Below are 21,780 nucleotides of genomic sequence, written 5' to 3'. Positions count from 1 at the left end.
CGTTATGATGTTAATTGAGGTGATATTAAGCATGATAGCGTTTAGCGCAGAAATCAATTAATTGGGTTATTTGAGTATAATATGAAAATATTAGTAACAGGTGCAGCAGGATTTATTGGCTACCATTTAAGCCAGCGTTTGATAGAAATGGGTTATCATGTTGTCGGGATAGATAATCTCAATGATTATTATGATGTGCGCTTAAAAGAAGCACGATTAGCTAAACTTAATCAGTTGGATAACTTCCAATTTGAGAAAATTGATATTACAGATTCAGTGAGTATTGCGCAATTATTTGCTGATCACCGTTTTGATCGAGTTATTCACTTGGCGGCTCAGCCTGGCGTTCGTTATTCAATTGAAAACCCAATGGCATATATCGATGCTAATATTGTAGGCCATATTAATATATTAGAAGGTTGTCGCCATCATAACGTTGGGCATTTGATTTATTCGTCATCAAGCTCGGTATATGGTTTAAATCAAAAGCAACCTTTCTCTACAGAAGATAGTGTTGATCATCCGGTGTCACTTTATGCTGCGACGAAAAAAGCAAACGAATTAATGTCTCATAGCTATTCTCATTTATATCAGCTACCCACAACAGGACTGCGATTTTTTACCGTATATGGTCCTTGGGGGCGTCCTGATATGGCACTATTTAAATTTACTAAAGCTATGTTAGCGGGTGAGCCTATCGATGTTTATAATGGCGGAAATATGACCCGTGATTTCACTTATGTCGATGATATTGTCAGTTCTGTGGTACGTTTAATTAATATTATTCCTGAACCCAACCCAAATTGGACCGTAGAGCAGGGGGAAACTTCATCAAGTTCTGCACCTTATAAAATATATAATGTGGGTAATGGGCAACCTACAAAGTTAATGGATTTTATTACAGCAATAGAAAAATCACTCAATATTAAAGCTAAATTGAACTTAATGCCGATGCAAGATGGTGATGTACTTTCAACCTGTGCTGATTGTAGCGATTTAGCTCAGACAACAGGTTTTTCACCCAACACTGCAGTAGAGTATGGTGTGAAGCAGTTTGTGGATTGGTATGTAGATTATTACCAGCAATAATCAGAGCATAGATATAATGCACAAGACAAAAAGGAGCCTTAAAGCTCCTTTTTTATTATAAAACTAACTAATTAATTTTATCAATGCATTCACTATATTTGTAAAGCCCTTTTTATTTAAAAGCTTCATCAGCCTATTAAAGTTAAACGCTCGTTTAATAAAAATGACTAAACAAGAAAAATACCCTTTTAATTTTTAAAAGGGTATTTTAAATAGAGTATGCATTAAATTAGATGAGGAAATCTTCTAAAGATTTGCCTTCTTCTTCAATTGCACGTTTGATTACAGCTGGTGTACGGCCTTGGCCTGTCCAAGTTTTAGTTTCACCATTATCATCAACGTATGAATATTTAGCAGGACGTGCTGCACGTTTAGCACGACCAGTTTTGCTTGCGCCAGCAGCTTCAAGCAGGTCAGTTGGATCAATACCATCGGCAATTAATAGCTCACGGTATTTTTGTAATTTTTGCTGACGTTCTTCAATTTCAGCTTGCATTGCTTGTTCTTCTTCGCGGCGTTCATTAACAACGACTTCAAGTTTCTCAAGCATTTCTTCTAAAGTTTCTAAAGAAGTTTCTCTTGCTTGTGCACGAAGAGTACGGATGTTATTTAATATTTTTAAAGATTCGCTCATTTTCCTGGTCTCAAATAAATGTTGTTGGCTGATGTAATACTAATAATAGATTGCTATTTAAAATTCTGCAATAGCTAAATACAAACCAAACGTAAATTTTCTTTTTTTAAAACGAATATCTTTACAAAAAAATATTAAAAGTTGGGGCATCTTTCGCCAATAAAGGAAATATTAGTAATGATATACATCTTTTAACTGGTGATAGCGCTAATGTAAAAGAATAGAAAACGTTGTCTACTTTTTTATAATAACGGATTTTTTTCTAAAAATGCGCTTAGAGTAACTTTCATAGTTTAATAACTGTATATCAAAGGCGGGGTTAATATGTTAAGTACCTATTAAGGCTATTTATTTTTTAAACAAAAAATTTGCCTCATCAGTGATCCTGCGCTTTTTTCGCTATATCTTTTATAGAAATAAAGGCTATAAATAGTTGTCGTTGATAACTTCTCGTTTGTTTATGTTAAACTGCTTCTCGCGATAATACACACTATTTAAGGAGAGAGCTGATGGCTCAGCTTTACTTTTATTATTCAGCTATGAATGCCGGAAAATCAACATCTTTATTGCAGTCTTCTTATAACTATAATGAGCGAGGAATGCGAACTTTGATTTTTACGGCAGCGATAGACACGCGTTTTGCTAAGGGAAAAGTAACCTCAAGGATAGGGTTAAGTGCTGATGCATTGCTTTTCAGTGATGATATGAATATTCGTGATGCTATTTTAGCTGAAAATAATAAAGAGCCTATTCATTGTGTTTTGATTGATGAATGCCAATTTTTGACTAAAGCACATGTAGAACAACTTTGTGAAATTACCGATAGTTATGATATACCCGTTTTAACCTATGGCTTAAGAACGGATTTTAGAGGTGAATTATTTACCGGTAGTGCTTATTTGCTTGCATGGGCTGACAAGCTCGTTGAGCTTAAAACAGTTTGTTACTGCGGGCGTAAAGCAAATAAAGTATTACGCTTAGCGGCAAATGGGAAAGTACTTTCAGATGGCGCACAAGTGGAAATAGGTGGTAATGAAAAATATGTTTCAGTGTGCCGCAAACATTATACAGAGGCTACGTTAAAAGGACGAATTGAACAGTTATAATGCAAAATTCCTCTTCTCTATTGTTAATTGGTGCGGGAATAGAGGGGGGGAAATATAATCGTCTAAATAAATGTTATCTCTTGTTATACTAAAAAAAGGTTATCTATTTTTAGAAGTTACGTTTTATATTTACTGTATTTTATAATTCATAACTGAAAATAGCATCAATAATGTAAAAAAATGTTAGTTTTTTTCTAGAAACATTTATTCGTTTTCTCCGTTTCATTATCTTTAATCAATAAAAAGGTAATCAGATATACGTAGGTTCTTTGTTTTGTGATGTAGATATTGATTTTTACAAATGTTCTAAGATGATGACATTTGATACTTCGCCATTATTTATAGTTTAATAAAACTGAATAAAGAAGAGAAAAAATGCTTGTGAGTGAAAAAATATTTCAACCATTTAATGGTTCAGGTGAAATGTTTATATCTAAATATTCATATTGGTTATGAGTAAAAAAGAGGAAACTGTGCTTAATAGACCAAATATAAACATGTGAATTACCACTAAAGTAGTATTTATTAGATAAAAAATACACAAATAGCCCCTACTTTGAATGTTATATACTGCTTAATAAGCAAAAGTGAGTTCGATAATATTTTATTGAAATTTTATTTTTATAAGTTTATTCCTTTCTTCGATAGATCAAAATCTTTTGATATTTCTCTTTTTTATTGTGTTGCGGTAAAAAGTGCTTATTAAAAAATAAGCACCTCATTTTATTACATTAATAGTGCCTACTTTTGCTCAACTCTCATTTTTGTGCGATAAGCCTTATCATAAGAATAATTGTGTCGTGTGGTTTAACTCAATGAGAAATTTTAGCGTTTTCATTTCTAGGTAATCAGATATCAAAGCGCTGTAAAGCACGTTAAGCGCTTAATCACGGTTAAGCTGAATAAAGAGATGGATGTTGATAAAAATAGGGGAGAGGGCGATTGGTGCTGTTTTAGCAACGTATACCTAAAAGTGATAATCACAAGGCGGCTCTCTCATCTATCTTGCTGGACGTCATATTAAATACAAGGAAGAAAAATAAATTGAGAGATAAGGGGATTAGAACATTATTGTTATCCATTGATAGACAAAATAAAACCAGCCTTGTGGCTGGTTTTATAGTAAAGCAATCATCGAAGATTGAAGGCTAATCTGTTAATACAGAGATAGCGCTATTATTTCTTACTGCTTTTTTTCGCAGGCTTCGCTTCTTTTACCTCAGCAACAGGGTGCTCGTTAAATTCGCGGCCGTAGTAAGAATCTAATAACAGTTGTTTTAACTCAGAGATCAGCGGATAACGTGGGTTAGCACCGGTACACTGATCATCAAACGCATCTTCTGATAATTTATCCACTTTCGCTAAGAAATCACTTTCTTGTACGCCCGCCTCACGGATAGAAGCAGGGATACCTAATGAAGATTTCATCTCTTCTAACCAAGCTAACAGTTTTTCAATCTTAGCGGCTGTGCGATCACCAGGAGCAGACAGTTCTAAGTGATCAGCAATTTCAGCATAACGACGACGTGCTTGTGGACGGTCATATTGGCTAAATGCAGTCTGTTTTGTTGGGTTATCATTCGCGTTATAACGAATAACGTTAGAAATTAATAACGCATTGGCAAGACCATGAGGAATATGGAATTCAGAGCCTAATTTATGCGCCATTGAGTGACAAACCCCTAAGAAGGCGTTAGCAAATGCAATACCTGCGATGGTGGCTGCATTGTGGACACGCTCACGAGCAACCGGATTTTTAGCACCTTCATGATAGCTTGCTGGCAGATATTCTTTCAGCAATTTCAGAGCTTGCAGTGCCTGACCATCAGAATACTCATTGGCTAATACAGAAACATAAGCTTCTAATGCGTGAGTCACCGCATCTAAACCACCAAAAGCACAGAGTGATTTTGGCATATTCATCACCAGATTGGCATCTACAATCGCCATATCTGGCGTTAATGCGTAGTCTGCTAATGGATATTTTTGGCCTGTTTCATCATCAGTCACAACAGCAAATGGTGTAACTTCAGAACCTGTACCTGATGTTGTGGTAATTGCTACCATTTGAGCCTTCACACCCATTTTCGGGAATTTATAAATACGTTTACGGATATCCATAAAGCGTAATGCTAATTCTTCGAAGTGTGTTTCTGGGTGTTCATACATTACCCACATAATCTTAGCCGCATCCATTGGTGAACCGCCACCTAATGCGATGATCACATCAGGTTTAAAGCTGTTCATCTGCTCTGCACCTTTGCGTACGACACTTAATGTGGGATCTGCTTCAACTTCAAAGAAAACTTCCGTTTCAACACCAAATTTTTTCAGTACATTGGTCACTTCATCAACGTAACCGTTGTTGAATAAGAAACTGTCTGTAACGATAAATGCGCGTTTTTTACCATCAGTTGCAATCTCTTCCAGTGCAATAGGTAAGCAACCACGGCGGAAATAAATTGATTTAGGAAGTTTGTGCCACAACATATTTTCTGCTCTTTTCGCCACGGTTTTAGTGTTGATAAGGTGTTTTGGCCCTACGTTCTCAGAAATGGAGTTACCACCCCATGAGCCACAGCCTAAAGTGAGAGAAGGAGCAAGTTTAAAGTTGTATAAGTCACCAATACCCCCTTGTGATGCCGGTGTATTGATTAAAATACGGGAAGTTTTCATTTTGTCGCCAAAGTAGGCAACATGTTCAGGACAGTTGTCTTGATCGGTATATAAACAAGAAGTATGACCAATACCGCCCATTTCAACTAATTTTTCTGCTTTATGTACCGCATCTTCAAAGTTTTGTGCATGGTACATTGCTAACAGAGGAGATAGTTTTTCGTGAGCAAAAGGTTCTGCATCAGTAGTTTCTTTAACTTCACCAATTAAAATCTTAGTGTTAACAGGCACTTCAATACCGGCCATTTCTGCGATTTTCACTGCCGGTTGACCAACAATGGCCGCATTCAAGTTACCATCTTTTAAGATAATATCTTGAACAGCTTTTAACTCTTTACCAGTTAACATGTAGCCGCCGTGAGTAGCGAAACGTTCACGAACTTGTTTATAGATGCTGTCTACGACGATAACAGATTGCTCTGAAGCACAAATAACCCCATTATCAAAGGTTTTTGACATCAAAATAGAAGCAACTGCACGTTTAATGTCTGCTGAGTCATCAATAACAACAGGAGTATTACCCGCACCAACACCGATAGCAGGTTTACCTGAACTGTAAGCGGCTTTTACCATTCCTGGGCCACCTGTTGCTAAGATCAGGTTAATATCATCATGGTGCATTAATGCATTGGATAATGCCACTGAAGGTTCATCGATCCAGCCGATAATATCTTTTGGTGCACCCGCGGCGATTGCAGCGTTTAACACAATTTCAGCCGCACGGTTTGTGGCTAATTTCGCCCGTGGATGTGGAGAGAAAATAATACCGTTGCGTGTTTTTAAGCTGATTAATGCTTTAAAAATAGCGGTAGAAGTAGGGTTAGTGGTTGGCACGATACCACAGATAATACCGATAGGTTCAGCAATAGTGATAGTACCGTAGGTTAAATCTTCAGACAAAATACCGCAGGTTTTTTCGTCCTTATACGCATTGTAGATATATTCTGAAGCAAAGTGGTTTTTGATCACTTTATCTTCAACGATACCCATGCCAGACTCTTCAACAGCTAATTTTGCAAGAGGAATACGGGCGTCAGCGGCAGCTAATGCAGCAGCACGAAAAATTGCGTCAACTTTTTCTTGAGAAAAGTTAGCAAATTCAAGCTGAGCTTTTTTTACACGAGCAACCAGATCATTGAGTTCAGTAACGTTAGTTACAGACATAAAGAGACTCCTGATAAAATGTTAAACTTTTTAAGCAAATTAGCTGGTAAAATCATCACTAAATAAGAATAGCTCAAATCAAAATTTCTATACTTATTTAAGTCATTATTATTAGAAGCTCTAATTTGCTTAAAAAGCTAAGAAAAAACAATAACAAATACAAATATATTTTAAAAAGTTCTCCTTTTTCTGAATGATGACAGCTTATCATCTTTCTAATTAATTAAAGTGATCTACATCACAATAATAGCAAGCTGACACCTTTCAGCAAGTGTTTAAATGGTAATGATAATTAATTACAAAAATAAATGGACTATTTTTTTGTTGTAAGACTCTCTAGGATATAAAATTAAATCACTAGAGTTATGGTTGTTTACTAGCGAAAAATTTAGTCAAAATAATGTTAAGTAATAGAATTAACTGGTTTATTGATTTAAAGTAACGCGCATTTTTTGGAGTTACTCTATCTTTTAGAGCATAATTCGCATGTTTATTAGCCAAGAAGGGGCTTTTCATGGGGGCACTGCTGGATTTATCCGGTTATATTAAATTTTTTGTCGGTCTTTTTGCTATTGTAAACCCGATAGGGATCTTGCCTGTATTTATCAGTATGACGAGTTATCAAACGGATGCAGGACGTAATAAAACAAACTTAATTGCCAATGGCTCCGTTGCGATTATTTTGGTTATTTCCCTATTAATAGGTGATTCGATACTGAGTATTTTTGGCATCTCTATTGACTCATTTCGTATCGCTGGGGGGATGCTGATAGTGACAATCGCAATGACCATGATAAATGGGCGCTTAGGAGAAGATAAACAAAATAACCAAGAAAAAAATGAATCAGCAGTACGTAGCAGTGTTGCGGTGGTGCCTTTAGCATTGCCATTGATGGCAGGTCCTGGCGCAATTAGCTCCTGTATTGTTTGGAGTTCACGTTGGGAAGGGGTGACTAATTTCTTAGGTCTTGCTGCGACCAGTATCTTTTTTGCTTTTTGTTGCTGGTTACTGTTTCGTAGTGCCACTTTATTAGTTAAATACTTAGGTCAAACCGGTATCAACGTTGTCACGCGTATTATGGGGTTATTGTTGATGTCGTTAGGTATTGAATTTATTGTCACCGGGTTACGTTCTATTTTTCCGGGATTATTAGTATAAGCACAGTGTAATATTACCAAAGGAGCAGTATTGATATTTAATACTGCTCTTATCATTTCTCTCTTTGTTATCTTTTTTGTGGCTATTTTTAATTAATCAAGACGATGAAGCCCTTGAGAAAGCGCTTTTCTATCATAATAGCAAGTCAATTGACCCTCTTCCATTAGCGCTGCGCTATCCGACATATGTGCAATAACATCTGCATCATGGCTGACCAAAAGGTAAGTCATGTTATGTTGTTTTTTTAAGGTATTAAGTAGATTTAAAATTTCTGCTTGTACCGACATATCCAGTGCAGAGGTTGGCTCATCTAACAATAACAACTGTGGTTGCAACAGTAATGCTCTGGCTATAGCCACACGTTGACGTTGTCCACCTGATAGTTGATGTGGATAACGATAAGCAATATCGCTTTCTAAGCCGACTTGCTCTAACGCTGAGGTTATGGTTGTTTTATCATAAGCAATATGATGAATTTTTAACGGCTCAATAAATGCTCGTTCTATCCGATGTTGAGGGTGTAATGAAGCATAGGGATCTTGAAACACCATCTGTATGTTACGGCGTAACTTACCTTGAAAGCGTTGCTGTGGCTTAATTGCTTGCCCTAACAACTTAATATCCCCTTGCCAATGATGTAATAATCCGGCTATAACCCGTAATACAGTTGATTTACCGCAACCAGAACGACCAATTAAACTAAAGGTTTCGCCTTGTTTAACTTGTAGATTGACACCTTTTACCACCTGCTTAATCTGTCTATTTTGTTCAAATTGAACGCGTAAATGATGAATATCAATTAGCATAAGGTGTACCTTTAAAATTCAGTGTTCTATCTAATACCGGTAATTGTGTGCCATAGGTACTCGCATTAGGGCGACAGGTCCATAAGGTGCGGGTGTATGGATGTGTGGCTTGAGGTAATGCTTTTGCCTCAAGTTCATCCACTTGCTCCCCTTGATACATGACCATAACACGATCACAATATTCAGCCACTAAAGGTAGATCATGGCTAATTAACAACAAAGCCATATCTCGTTGTGCGCATTGGGTAATGATAAGTTCTAATATTTGATGTCGTAGCTGTGCATCTAGTGCGGAAGTTGGCTCATCCGCAATCAGTACTGTTGGGTTATTAATCAGCGCAATAGCGATCATCGCGCGTTGTCCCATACCGCCCGATAATTCACCGGGGTAGCGAGAAATACTCTGTTCCGGTAATCCCACGGAAAGCAAAGTTTCAGTAATTAATGCATGTCGATCTTTATGGGATAATTTTTGATGGAGTTTTACCGTTTCTTCTACTTGCTGATAAATGGTTTTCACTGGGTTTAATGCATAACGAGGATCCTGTAATACCATTGATATTGTTTTTCCTCGTAACTGGTTCCATTGCTTAGGAGAATAAGCGAGGAGATCGTCCCCCATAAAATGCAATTTATCAGCAGAAACTTTGCCCGGCTTACGCACTAAGCCCATTAATGAGCGTGCCGTCATCGATTTTCCTGAACCAGATTCACCCACCAGCGCTAGCCGCTCTTGTCCTAACTGAAAGGAGACATTATTCACCACTCTAGCACGTGGAAAATCAATACACAGATTATCGACTTCGATTAAAGGGGCTTTATTCATGGCTTTCTCCTAATACATCGCGTAATCCATCACCCAATAAGTTAAAAGCAAGGCTACTGATTAAAATTGCCGTACCCGGAATAGCGGCCACCCACCACTGATCAAAAATAACGGGCATCCCTTCGGCAATCATTGCTCCCCATTCCGCCATGGGAGGGCGAGCACCTAGCCCAAGGAAACCTAAACCTGCTGCAGCAAGAATGATCACCGCTAAATTAAGGGCTAAACGTACAATGGCAGAAGGTAAACATAAAGGAAGAATATGCCCCCATAATAGTCTAATACCTTTAATTCCCATCATTTCAGCGGCTGCAAGGTAATCACTATTACGTAAGTGTTGAATTTCACTACGGGCTTGGCGGGCATAAGCCGGCCATGCTGTAAGTGCAAGGGCTAATGCACCGTTAAGTAATCCCGGCCCTAACATGGCGACAAAGGCAAAGGCTAAAATTAAGGAGGGCATAGACATAATGATGTCGGTAAAACGCATTAAAATCCGCTCTGTCCAACCGCCGTAATAACCGGATAAAATGCCAATAAATAGCCCTAATGGTAGTGTTATCAAGGCAACAAGACCCACCAAACCTAACATTGGGCGTGTACCATAAATTAAGCGTGAAAGAATATCGCGACCATAACTATCAGTACCTAACCAGTGTGCGGCATTAGGGGCTAATAAGCGTTGTGCAGCGTGTTGCCAATTCGGATCATAAGGCGCTAGCCAAGGGGCAAAAATGGCAATCAGTAGCAGAAGGAGCAGCAATGACAGACCGATAAACGCTGAAGGTGAACGCGCTATTTTTGTTAAAAAGGAGAGTGACATTAGCGTAACCTCGGATCAGTCAGACGAATAACGATATCTGTCATATTATTAATCAGCACAAAACATAGACCAATAACAAGTGTGCCCCCCATAATTGCGGTGGTATCACCCGCAAAGAGAGCCGTTGTGAGATAACGACCAATCCCCGGCCAAGAAAATACCGTTTCTGTTAATACAGCACCTTCTAACATCCCTGTATAAGACAAGGCGATAATGGTCATCAACACACCGCGAATATTAGGTAATACATGGGTAAATAAGAGACGTAATTCGCCAATCCCTTTTGCTCTGGCGAGAGTGACATACTCTTTATTCATCTCATTTAAACAGGCAGAGCGTGTTAAACGGGTAATAGATGCCAGTGCAAAATAGGCTAGCAGAGAAACCGGTAATATGAGATGTGATAGAGCGTTTAGAAAGGCATCTTTATCACCTGCCAGTAGAGTGTCAATCAAGGCAAAGCCGGTTACAGGCTCAATGGTAAATTGATAAATATCATCCAAACGTCCTGGGCCTGCAGTCCATTGCAATGTGGCATAAAAAATAAGGAGTAGTATTAAACCTAACCAGAAAATAGGGACTGAGCTACCTAATAGCGTTAAAAAGCGTAAGATAAAATCAAAGGGGGTGCCAACAAAACGCGCACATAACACACCAAATAAAACGCCCAAACTAGCGCCAATGACTAAGGCGACAGTGGCTAATTCTAAAGTGGCTGGAAAGGTGGCGATTAAATCATCAAATACTGGTTGACCCGTTGACGTCGCCGTACCTAAATTTCCTTGCAATAGTGCTTCTACATAGTGGAAAAATTGCATGTAGATGGGTAAATCTAACCCTAACTCATGTTTTACTTGATTATAAGTTTCAATACTGGCGTGATCACCAACAATTTGTAAAACAGGATCCACAGGGGAAAACGCAGAAAGCGTAAAAGTAATAACCAGTAACCCTAAAAGTGTTAGCGCCAATGTCAATATACCTTGAACCAAGGTAAACAACTGGCTTTTTAGGCGAGTGGATATCGTGAGTGTATTCATACGGCAACAGCCTTGAAATCGCAAAAAATAGACCACTCACAATAGCATGATTGTGAGTGGTGGCAGGAAAATGATCACTTAGTGACTTTGTCGTAATAGACCATATCGGCATTTAGACCTTGAGCATAACCTTTCACGTTATCCCGTAATACAATCTGATTTTTGCCTTGGTCGATAAACACGTAAGGTGAACTGCGTTGTAGCTCTTTTTGCATTTCAGTATAAAGGGACTGACGTTTAGCCTTATCCGCCTCATTCAGGGCGACGAGTGTTTGTTTACTTAACTCAGGAATATTCCAATTATTTAACCAAGCCACGGTATTCGATTGCCCGTCATTATAGGCAAAAGCGCTAGCATTGGAGTGAGCATCAAAATAGTCGGGGATCCAAAAACGGATCGCCGCTTGGTGCTGCCTTGCTCTCACTCGGCTATAAACTTGACTACCGGCAGCAGGTAACAGATCAACCTGTACACCCGCTTGTGCAAAGCTTGCTTGAATAGATTGTGCAACGGTGATGTAAGGAACTTTATTTTCTACATCGAGAGTAAAACGTGCATGAGTAATTCCTGCTTTTGCTAAGATATCTTTCGCTTTTTGTGGATCAAAACTAAATGGATTATCTTCTAATGCCCCCGGTAATCCCACCGGCAAGAAACTTTGGTGAATAAAATATTGCCCACGCATTAAGTCATTGGTGATCCCTTTATAATCGACCAAATAGCGCGCTGCTTGCCAAAATGCCGGATTGCTAAGAAGCGGATTTCCGCTACCGGTATTAAACGCCATATAGACTTGCTCAGCAGAAGGGATATTTAAAATTTGAATGCCCGGTTTACCTGCTAATGCTGCAGTTTGGTCTGTACCTAAGTCACGGGCAATATCCGCATCGCCTTTTTCAATTAACAGACGACGTGAAGCGGGATCGGGCACATTTTTGATAATAATATTGGCTATCTTAGGCGCACCGGTTGGTGAAAGAGGGTTAGCTTCTAACACAATGGCTTGACGAGGTTTGTAGGCACGCATTTTATAAGCACCACTACCAGCCGAATTCATTTTTAGCCAATTATTACCAAAGTCATTATTTTTAATATGTGCGGCAATCAATTTCTCATCAACAATAGAAGCGATGGGTGTAGAAAGGATGTTAAGTACCACATCAGGGCTAACATCTGCTGTCCAACGTACTTCAATCTCTTTATCACTGACTTTTTTCAAGAGGGTATTAATATTATCTGCTTTCCAACCTAGCACATTTAAAATAAAAGCAGGGGATTTATTCATCGTCACTGCACGCTGGTAAGAGAAGATAATATCTTCTGGGCGTACGCTATTACCGGAGGCAAATTTTGCATCCTGTTTAATTTTAAAGACGATAGATTTTTGTTCAGGGTGAGCCTGCCAACTCTCGACTAAAATTGGCTCGTTAATTTCTGGATTGTCACGGTTAGGCTGAACAATACGTTGATATAAACTTGGTACGGTCTGAATACTTGATAACTCGTTACTTTCGGCAGGATCAAGGCTAACAATATCATCAAGGCCTTGTACTACAATCAATGTATTGGCGGGTGTTGCTGCCAATACAGGGGCACTGAGAGCACCCATCACAAGTAATGATAATAATTTGGTTTTCACTTTCATTGGGCGCTCCCTGAAATAGTCTCGCTTTCGTTATTATGTCAATAACTTATTAGTTATTACTTTTGGAAATTAACTTAGGCAAAATAAGCGCATTTCGCAAAGTTTTTATTACACTTATATATAACACCTCGTTATAAGCCTTTTGAATTAATTATGGTTGAGGAATAATTAATCGCAACAAACGACGAATAAAATACTACTTTGGTAGTAATATGTTGACTATTAAGTTGTATTGGCTGAATTGATTAAGCTGTATTTGATATTCATCAATATCTCTTATAAGTAGCCTCGTATTTTAACCTTAGATACCTTTAGATCTGAGGCAAAAATGAGCAAGAAAACACTCGCAATCATCGGTAACGGCATGGTTGGACACCGTTATATAGAAGAATTGATTGATAAGGGCGGCAATGAAACGTTCAATATTATCGTCTTTTGTGAAGAACCTCGTATTGCATATGATAGAGTCCATCTCTCTTCCTATTTTTCTCATCACACCGCTGAAGAGCTCTCGTTAGTTAAACCCGGTTATTACGAGAAACATCATATTGAAGTATTAGTGGGTGAGCGTGTGATCACCATTAATCGTGAAGAAAAAGTGGTGCACACCAATACCGGGCGTTGTGTTAGCTACGACAAATTGATCATGGCAACAGGCTCCTACCCATGGGTGCCTCCTATTAAAGGAAGCAACTCACCAGATTGTTTTGTTTACCGAACTATTGAAGATTTAAATGCGATTGAAGCTTGTGCTCGTTTAAGCCGTAAAGGAGCGGTTATTGGTGGCGGACTATTAGGTTTAGAAGCTGCTGGTGCGCTAAAAAGTTTAGGTATTGAAACCCATGTGATTGAATTTGCGCCAACGCTAATGGCAGAACAGCTTGATAGCATGGGAGGAGAGCAACTTAAACGCAAAATAGAGCGCATGGGGGTTAAAGTACACACAGCGAAAAACACCCAAGCGATCTTATCGACAGGGGAAAATGCGCGTAAAACATTACAGTTTGCCGATGGCTCCTCACTTGAGGTTGATTTTGTCGTATTTTCAACCGGTATACGTCCGAAAGATAAATTAGCACGCCAATGTTCTCTCGATATAGCACCACGAGGGGGAATTGTGATTAATGACTATTGCCAAACCTCAGATGCGGATATTTATGCCATTGGGGAGTGTGCTTCTTGGCATAACCAAACGTTTGGGTTAGTTGCCCCGGGTTATAAAATGGCTCAGGTGGCCGTTGATCATCTATTAGGTCAACAGACTGCATTCCAAGGGGCGGATTTAAGTGCAAAATTAAAACTACTCGGGGTTGATGTAGGGGGAATTGGTGATGCTCATGGTCGCCAAGCAGGTTGTCGTAGCTATATTTATCTTGATGAAGGTAAAGAGATTTATAAACGCCTGATAGTGAGTGAAGACAATAAATACCTATTAGGTGCGGTATTGGTTGGGGACACGGAAGATTATGGCAATCTGTTACAGTTAGCATTAAATACAATTGAATTACCAGAACATCCTGACACATTAATCTTACCTGCTCATGCTGGAAGTAAACCGGCAATCGGGGTTGATTCATTACCTGAAACAGCACAAATTTGCTCCTGTTTTGATGTAAGCAAAGGCGACATTATTCAAGCTATTGAACGAGGTTGTCATACGGTTGCGGCGATTAAAGCAGAAACAAAAGCGGGAACGGGGTGTGGGGGATGTATTCCGCTTATCACTCAAGTATTAAATGCGGAACTCACAAAACAAGGCATTGAAGTTAACCATCACCTTTGTGAACACTTTCACTATTCTCGCCAAGAGCTTTATCATCTTATTCGTGTTGAAGGGCTGAAAAGCTTTGATGAACTATTGAAAAAACATGGTCAAGGCTATGGCTGTGAAATTTGTAAACCGACCGTCGGCTCTCTGCTGGCTTCGTGTTGGAACGACTATATCTTGCGTGATGACTTAGTTGCGCTACAAGATACGAATGATAACTTCCTCGCCAATCTGCAAAAAGATGGCACTTACTCCATTATTCCACGTTCCCCCGGCGGTGAAATTACGCCTGCGGGTATTATTGCGATTGGACAAATTGCACAAGAATACAATTTATACACCAAAATCACAGGCTCTCAACGTATGGCGATGTTTGGTGCACAGAAACAAGATTTACCGGCGATTTGGCAGAAATTAATTGCCGCGGGTTTTGAAACAGGCCATGCCTATGCCAAAGCGATCCGTATGGTAAAAACCTGTGTAGGAAACAGTTGGTGTCGTTTTGGGGTTGGCGATAGTGTTGGATTAGGTGTCTTTTTAGAACATCGTTATAAAGGGATCCGCACGCCGCATAAAATGAAATTTGGGGTATCTGGTTGTACCCGTGAATGCTCCGAAGCTCAGGGGAAAGATGTAGGGATTATTGCCACAGAAAAAGGCTGGAATCTCTATTTTGGTGGTAATGGAGGCATGAAACCGCGTCATGGCGATCTATTCGCGGCGGATTTAGATGAAGAAACGCTGATCCATTATATTGACCGCTTTATGATGTTCTATATCCGTACAGCAGACAAATTACAACGAACCTCCGTTTGGTTAGAAAGCCTAGAAGGGGGCGTTGAATATTTACGTGAGGTCATTATTCACGACAAGTTAGGCTTAAATGCACAGTTAGAAAAAGAGCTTAAAGTTTTACAAGAGCGCGTAGCCTGTGAGTGGCAAGAAACCCTTGATTCACCACAAGCATTGAAACGTTTTGCGCACTTTATTAACAATCCGATGCCCGATCCTAATATACAGATGGTAAAAGAGCGTGCTCAGCATCGTCCTGCCCGCATGCATGAACGTATTGATATCAAAATGGTAACAGAGGAGACGCAATCATGAGTCAATGGATAGCGGTTTGCCAATTAGATGACATCACTGTGGGAACTGGCGTTTGTGCGCTGGTGGAACAAGATCAGGTGGCTATTTTCCGTCCATACCAAGATGAACGGCTCTACGCATTAAGTAATATTGATCCCTTCGCGCAAGCGAGTGTTTTATCACGGGGATTAATTGCAGAGCACGACAATGAGTTATATATCGTCAGTCCACTGAAAAAGCAGCATTTTCGCTTAACAGATGGTTATTGCCTTGAAGATGAGCACTATTCAATTACTCATTATGAAGTCAAAGTCGAAGGCAATACCGTCAGTGTGCGTTCGCGTCATTGATAAAACCAATAAATAGGGGACCCAGATGGATTATTTTCCAATATTCTGTCAGCTCAACAATAAACCTTGTTTATTAGTAGGTGGCGGTGAAGTGGCAGAGCGTAAGGCACGTTTACTGATGGAAGCGGGAGCGGTTATATCCGTCGTTGCACCGACATTCACACCACAATTTATGCAGTGGCAAAACGAGCAACGATTACAGTGTTTCATGGCTGAATTTAGTGTTGCTGATTTAGCTGACAAATGGCTAGTCATTGCGGCCACTGATAATGAGCAAGTGAATCAACTTGTCTATCAGCAGGCCACAGAACAACGCATTTTTTGTAACGTGGTTGACTCGCCCAAGCAAGCTAGCTTTATTATGCCCTCAGTGATTGACCGTTCCCCTATTATGGTTGCGATTTCTTCGGGAGGAAAAGCCCCTGTACTTGCACGTATCTTACGTGAAAAAATGGAACAGTGGTTGCCCAACTCGCTAGGCGCTTTAGCGCAGTTAGCAGGGAAATTACGTGAGCAAGTTAAACAACGTTTTGCCACCATGAGTGCTAGACGCTATTTTTGGGAGCGTTTTTTTGCAGATAAAGCGCTACAAGCGGAAATTGATGCAGGTAGAGATAACGGTATTCAACAACGTATCAGCACATTGCTAGCGGAAAATAACCAACCCCAAGGGAGTGTGGTGTTGGTGGGAGCAGGCCCTGGAGATGCTGGATTAATGACTATTAAAGGGCTGCAACAATGTCAGCAAGCCGATGTCGTGGTTTATGATAGATTAGTCTCTGATGAGGTTATGCATTTAGTGCGCAGAGATGCGGAGCGTATTTATGTTGGTAAACGAGCAGGTTTTCATTGTGTTCCTCAAGAGGAGATTAACCAAATTCTTATTAATCACGCTAAGGCAGGGAAAAGGGTAGTGAGGTTAAAAGGGGGTGATCCTTTTATTTTTGGTCGAGGAAGTGAAGAGTTAGAAGCTTTAATTGAGCATCAAATACCTTTTTCTGTGGTGCCTGGCATTACCGCGGCATCAGGCTGTACCACTTATGCCGGTATTCCGTTAACACATCGGGATTATGCACAAAGTGTGCGTTTTATTACTGGGCATGGAAAAGGGCTGAACGACGCACAATGGCAATGTATCGCACAAGATAACCAAACTCTGGTTTTTTATATGGGGCTAAGTAAAGCCGATTACATTCAGCAAATGTTACTTAATCAGCATATGCGTGCCACTATGCCAGTGGCAATAGTAGAAAAAGGTACACTGGCGACACAAAAAGTGGTTGTTGGTCAATTACAGCAACTAACTGAAATGGCAAGCTCAATGCAAAGTCCTGCATTAATTATTGTTGGTGAAGTCGTCAGTTTAAATCAAAAGCTACAATGGTTTGGTACGACTTTAGCCAATTAAAGCAAAAATTTTGAAGAAGTAGGCTAACGCTCAGAATATCCTTTATGGTTCATAACAACGATAAAGGATATTTTTTTGCTAATTCATCGGAATATAAATGAAAATAGTACTGATTTTAATTGTATTTCAAAAAATATATTAATTTTTAAAAACAAATAATAAAAATGTTTTTTTATTAATCTACCGTTATTTTTAGATTAGCCAGTTTCTGTCATTTAAAGACAGATTTGTTATTGTTTATAATCAAGTTGCGTGAAAAAAAACTTACACCGAACACATCATAAAGTTCTGTATCCTCGCTAAAAACCCATCTGATTATATTAATTTTGTGAGCTATGTAGGTTTTCTATCTATAAAAGTTGCGCGGTGTTAATTAAATGTTTATTTGTTGTTGTAGATAGCGTGATGAGAATTTTCTTTTTTCATAAGATAGAAGTCTACTGGGCTTAGTAAAGTTTAAGTGATAATAACACCGCACTAATTGACAAAATTCACTATAAGTGTAAAAAAGAAGAATATTGTTATTAATTTTATCTAACAATTATCTCAACATATTAAATAGCATGAAATATCTGAATATTATTTAAAAATAATTTATATGTAAATTGAGTAACCCCGCTATAGATGATTATTTATTAGGAGAGGTACCCATGAAAAAGAAAGTTATGTTAAAAATGATGTTTCCTGTCAGCATTATATCACTTGCGCTGACCTCTTTTCTTTCTCATGCGGTAATACCTCCAGAAGGTACTCTTCTTGCGAAACAACAAGATATTGTTATTAATAATGGCACTGAAGTTTCCTCCCTTGATCCACATAAAGTGGAAGGGGTACCAGAAAGTAATATTATTTTAAATTTATTAGAAGGGCTCACTTATATGGGGCCTAATGGCGAAAGTATGCCGGGGGTTGCCGCTAAATGGGAGAGCTCAGAAGACAATAAAACATGGACTTTCTATTTACGCGATGATGCGAAATGGAGTGATGGTACACCGGTTACTGCAGATGATTTTGTTTATAGTTGGCGTCGATTAACAGATCCCCAAACTGGCTCGCCTTATGCCAGTTATCTTGAATATGCCTATGTGGAAAATGTTGCAGATATTCTGACAGGCAAGAAATCCCCAGAGAGTCTAGGGGTAAAAGCAATTGATCCACATACTTTGCAAGTTACGCTCACACAACCGGTTCCCTATCTGGTGGATATGTTAAACCACACCTCATTAAAACCAGTTAAAAAAGAGATTGTTGAAAAATATGGTGTCAATTGGACTCGCCCGGAAAACTTTGTCGGTAATGGGGCGTATTTAATTGATAATTGGGTGGTTAATGAAAAAATCACTTTAAAACGTAATCCACTTTATTGGGATAACAAAAACACCATTATTGAACGAGCGACTTTTTTACCTATTAGTTCAGAAACCAGTGATATTAATCGCTACCGTAGCGGTGAAGTTCAAATCACCAATAGCGCTATTCCTCCTACGCTTTATCGAAAGATGAAACAAGAGCAACCAGAGAATCTACATGTTACGCCTTACCTATGTACTTTCTTTTATGAGCTTAATAATAAACGTCCACCTTTTGATGATCCCCGAGTGCGTGAAGCGGTAAAATTAAGTTTAGATAGAGAAATTATCGCGGAAAAGATCATGGGGCAAGGGCAAATACCGGCTTACTCTTTTACTCCACCTTTTATTAATAATGGCAAGTTTAAACCCCCTAAATGGGCAGGTTGGACGCAACAACAGCGTCATGAAAGAGCGCGTGAATTATTAAAAGAAGCCGGTTATGACAGCCAAAACCCATTATCTTTTACATTGTTGTACAACACATCCGATCAGAATAAGCAACAAGCTATTGCTGCCGCTTCTATGTGGAAAAAGAATATTGGTGCTAATGTCACTTTACAAAATCAAGAGTGGAAAACGACGTTAGAAAATCGTAACCAAGGTAATTACCAAGTAGCAAGGGCAACATGGTGTGCCGATTACAATGAACCAACATCATTTTTAAACTCTTTCCTCTCCACTAGCAGTCTAAATACTATTTTATATGAAAATAGTGATTATGATGCTGCATTAAAGAATGCATTACTGGCCACTGATAATGAAGCGCGTCACCAACTGTATCAACGTGCTGAAGCCTTGTTAGACAAGGACTCCGCTATTGTACCAGTCTATTATCGTGTGAGTGTCAGAATGGTCAGTCCTAAAGTGGGCGGGTTTACCGGTAAAGACCCCTTTGATTATACGGACTTAAAGCGCTATTTTATAAAGGCAGATAAATAAAACTGGTAAGTTATAACGCATCTATAGCTATATCTGATTTTAATTAGCAAAAGCAATTTAAAAAAGTACAGCATAAAAAGTACTACACAAAATATAACGGCACAAAAATGATAAAGACATCATGCAGTTAAGCATAGATAGTCAATCCGCAACAATATTTTATTTTTTTGTAAAACAATAAGTTGTGTAAAACGTTCCAAAAACACAGCGAAGCATCACAGGAAGGCCGAACAATGGCCGACTCACTAACTGGGAGTATTTGATAAGATGATAAATGTAACTAAAAAAAGTGCGCTAGCGATCGCCATTGGTACTATCTTTGGTTTTACGGCGCTCAATGCTACTGCGGCTGTTGTGCCTGATGGGGTAAAACTGGCTGATAAACAAGAGTTAGTGCGTAATAATGGCTCTGAGCCACAATCACTTGATCCTCATAAAATTGAGGGTGTACCTGAATCAGCATTAGCACGAGATCTATTTGAAGGGATCACGATTGTAGGGCCTGATGGTGAAATTCTACCGGGCTCTGCGACTAGCTGGGAAAATAAAGATTTTACCGTTTGGACGTTTAAAATTCGTGAAGACGCGAAATGGTCAAACGGTGACCCTGTAACAGCGCAAGACTTTGTTTATAGCTGGCAACGTTTAGCAGATCCGAATACAGCATCACCTTATGAAAGCTATCTACAATATGCCCATATTGTTAATATTGACGATATTATCGCCGGTAAGAAAAAACCGACGGAACTAGGTGTTAAAGCGCTTGATAATAATACCTTAGAAATCACATTATCAGAGGCCGTACCTTATTTACCTAAATTGCTAGCTCACTCCTCGATGTCGCCAGTGAATCAAAAAGTGATTGAAAAATTTGGTGAAAAGTGGACGCAACCTGCGAACTTTGTCGGCAATGGTGCTTATGTACTGAAAAATTGGACGGTAAACGAACGTATTGAATTAGAGCGTAGTCCAACCTATTGGGACAATAAAAATACGGTTATCAATAAAGTTACTTTTTTACCTATCTCATCAGAAGTCACCGATGTAAACCGCTATCGTGCGGGTGAAATCGATATGACTTATAGCAATCTGCCGATTGAATTTTTCCAAAAATTGAAAAAAGAGATCCCAGATGAATTACGTATCAGCCCATACTTATGTACTTATTATTATGAAATTAATAATGAGAAAGCTCCCTTTGACGATCCACGAGTACGTGAAGCACTAAAACTATCTATGGATAGAGATATCATCACTTATAAAGTGAAAAACCAAGGTGATATCCCTGCTTACGGATTTACACCGCCTTTCACCGATGGCATTAAAGAGAGTAAACCAGAGTGGTTCGCTTCTTGGACCCAAGAGCAACGTAATGAAAAGGCGCGCCAATTATTAGAAGAGGCGGGTTATAACAAAGCTAATCCATTAAAATTCAAGTTACTGTATAACACCTCTGATCTACATAAAAAAGTTGCGATTGCGGCCTCTTCTATTTGGAAGAAAAACTTAGGTGCTGAGGTTTCTCTTGAAAACCAAGAGTGGAAAACGTTCTTAGATACACGTCACCAAGGTAATTATGATGTTGCACGTGCAGGATGGTGTGCAGATTATAACGAACCTTCTTCATTCCTTAATATGATGCTGTCTTACAGCAGTAATAATACAGTTCACTATAAAAACAAACAATTTGATGCGTATATGAAAGAATCTTTACGCGTGAAATCGGATGATGAACGTGCAGAAATTTATCAAAAAGCAGAAGGTGTATTAGATAAAGATTCTGCCATTGTTCCACTTTACTACTACGTAAACACCCGTTTGGTTAAACCTTATGTCGGTGGTTATTCTGGTAAAGATCCACTGGATAATTTACATACTAAAGACTTGTATATTATTGCTAAATAATCG

At 38.9% G+C, this 21,780-nt stretch carries 15 protein-coding genes; 8 read left to right on the top strand and 7 right to left on the bottom strand.

The window, feature by feature from the left end; translation table 11 throughout:
* The first annotated feature begins 81 nt into the window (after positions 1-81).
* The gene (locus tag GWI58_RS01300; protein ID WP_060555523.1) at positions 82-1,089 is read left to right on the top strand and encodes an NAD-dependent epimerase; all 1,008 of its coding nucleotides are present in this window, start codon (positions 82-84) and stop codon (positions 1,087-1,089) included.
* Between the two features lie 229 nt (positions 1,090-1,318).
* Here GWI58_RS01300 and hns read toward each other — a convergent pair whose 3' ends face one another.
* Positions 1,319-1,723, bottom strand: coding sequence for a histone-like nucleoid-structuring protein H-NS (gene hns / locus GWI58_RS01295; protein ID WP_004243249.1), 405 nt, complete (start codon positions 1,721-1,723; stop codon positions 1,319-1,321).
* Positions 1,724-2,232: 509 nt separating this feature from the next.
* On the opposite strand from hns, the gene GWI58_RS01290 reads away from it, so the two are divergent.
* Entirely contained in the window at positions 2,233-2,829 is a 597-nt protein-coding gene (locus GWI58_RS01290; RefSeq protein WP_004243248.1) for a thymidine kinase, read from the top strand.
* A gap of 1,176 nt (positions 2,830-4,005) precedes the next feature.
* Here GWI58_RS01290 and adhE read toward each other — a convergent pair.
* The gene (adhE, locus tag GWI58_RS01285; protein ID WP_004243246.1) at positions 4,006-6,669 is read right to left on the bottom strand and encodes a bifunctional acetaldehyde-CoA/alcohol dehydrogenase; all 2,664 of its coding nucleotides are present in this window, start codon (positions 6,667-6,669) and stop codon (positions 4,006-4,008) included.
* A gap of 514 nt (positions 6,670-7,183) precedes the next feature.
* Here adhE and GWI58_RS01280 point away from each other — a divergent pair.
* Complete coding sequence (locus tag GWI58_RS01280) at positions 7,184-7,828, top strand: YchE family NAAT transporter (protein ID WP_004243244.1); 645 nt, start codon at positions 7,184-7,186, stop codon at positions 7,826-7,828.
* 92 nt (positions 7,829-7,920) lie between these two features.
* Here the strand turns inward: GWI58_RS01280 and GWI58_RS01275 are convergent, their stop codons facing one another.
* From GWI58_RS01275 to GWI58_RS01255, 5 genes are all read right to left on the bottom strand, one after another.
* A complete protein-coding gene (locus GWI58_RS01275) occupies positions 7,921-8,634 on the bottom strand; it encodes an ABC transporter ATP-binding protein (RefSeq protein ID WP_110229171.1) in 714 nt (237 codons plus the stop codon).
* Positions 8,624-9,460, bottom strand: coding sequence for an ABC transporter ATP-binding protein (locus GWI58_RS01270; RefSeq protein WP_004243241.1), 837 nt, complete (start codon positions 9,458-9,460; stop codon positions 8,624-8,626). The genes GWI58_RS01275 and GWI58_RS01270 overlap by 11 nt, the downstream gene beginning before the upstream one ends.
* Positions 9,453-10,283, bottom strand: coding sequence for an ABC transporter permease (locus tag GWI58_RS01265; protein WP_020945758.1), 831 nt, complete (start codon positions 10,281-10,283; stop codon positions 9,453-9,455). Before GWI58_RS01265 ends, GWI58_RS01270 begins: the two co-directional genes overlap by 8 nt.
* Positions 10,283-11,323: an ABC transporter permease gene (locus tag GWI58_RS01260; RefSeq protein WP_004248219.1), complete on the bottom strand. Its 1,041-nt coding sequence runs from the start codon at positions 11,321-11,323 to the stop codon at positions 10,283-10,285. Before GWI58_RS01260 ends, GWI58_RS01265 begins: the two co-directional genes overlap by 1 nt.
* A gap of 74 nt (positions 11,324-11,397) precedes the next feature.
* On the bottom strand, positions 11,398-12,963 hold the full coding sequence (locus GWI58_RS01255) for an ABC transporter substrate-binding protein (protein WP_170827679.1): 1,566 nt from the start codon (positions 12,961-12,963) through the stop codon (positions 11,398-11,400).
* A 334-nt stretch (positions 12,964-13,297) separates the two neighbouring features.
* Between GWI58_RS01255 and nirB the strand changes: the two genes are divergently transcribed.
* The 5 genes from nirB to oppA all read left to right on the top strand — a co-directional run bounded on the left by nirB (position 13,298) and on the right by oppA (position 21,777).
* Complete coding sequence (gene nirB / locus GWI58_RS01250) at positions 13,298-15,844, top strand: nitrite reductase large subunit NirB (protein WP_094959457.1); 2,547 nt, start codon at positions 13,298-13,300, stop codon at positions 15,842-15,844.
* Positions 15,841-16,173, top strand: a complete 333-nt coding sequence (gene nirD / locus GWI58_RS01245; protein ID WP_004243234.1) for a nitrite reductase small subunit NirD — start codon at positions 15,841-15,843, stop codon at positions 16,171-16,173. Before nirB ends, nirD begins: the two co-directional genes overlap by 4 nt.
* Before the next feature lie 25 nt (positions 16,174-16,198).
* Positions 16,199-17,581, top strand: coding sequence for a siroheme synthase CysG (cysG, locus tag GWI58_RS01240; protein ID WP_094959456.1), 1,383 nt, complete (start codon positions 16,199-16,201; stop codon positions 17,579-17,581).
* Positions 17,582-18,231: 650 nt separating this feature from the next.
* Positions 18,232-19,872 carry an ABC transporter substrate-binding protein gene (locus GWI58_RS01235; RefSeq protein ID WP_004248216.1) on the top strand — a complete coding sequence of 547 codons (1,641 nt, stop codon included), beginning with the start codon at positions 18,232-18,234 and terminating at the stop codon, positions 19,870-19,872.
* A 267-nt stretch (positions 19,873-20,139) separates the two neighbouring features.
* Entirely contained in the window at positions 20,140-21,777 is a 1,638-nt protein-coding gene (oppA, locus tag GWI58_RS01230) for an oligopeptide ABC transporter substrate-binding protein OppA (protein ID WP_004248215.1), read from the top strand.
* The last annotated feature ends 3 nt before the right edge of the window (positions 21,778-21,780 follow it).

Origin of the sequence: Proteus sp. G2674, assembly GCF_009915195.1 — a bacterium.
Lineage (GTDB): Bacteria > Pseudomonadota > Gammaproteobacteria > Enterobacterales > Enterobacteriaceae > Proteus > Proteus mirabilis.
Note: the sequence above shows the minus strand (reverse complement) of the source record. Positions and strands in the feature narration are given on the sequence as shown.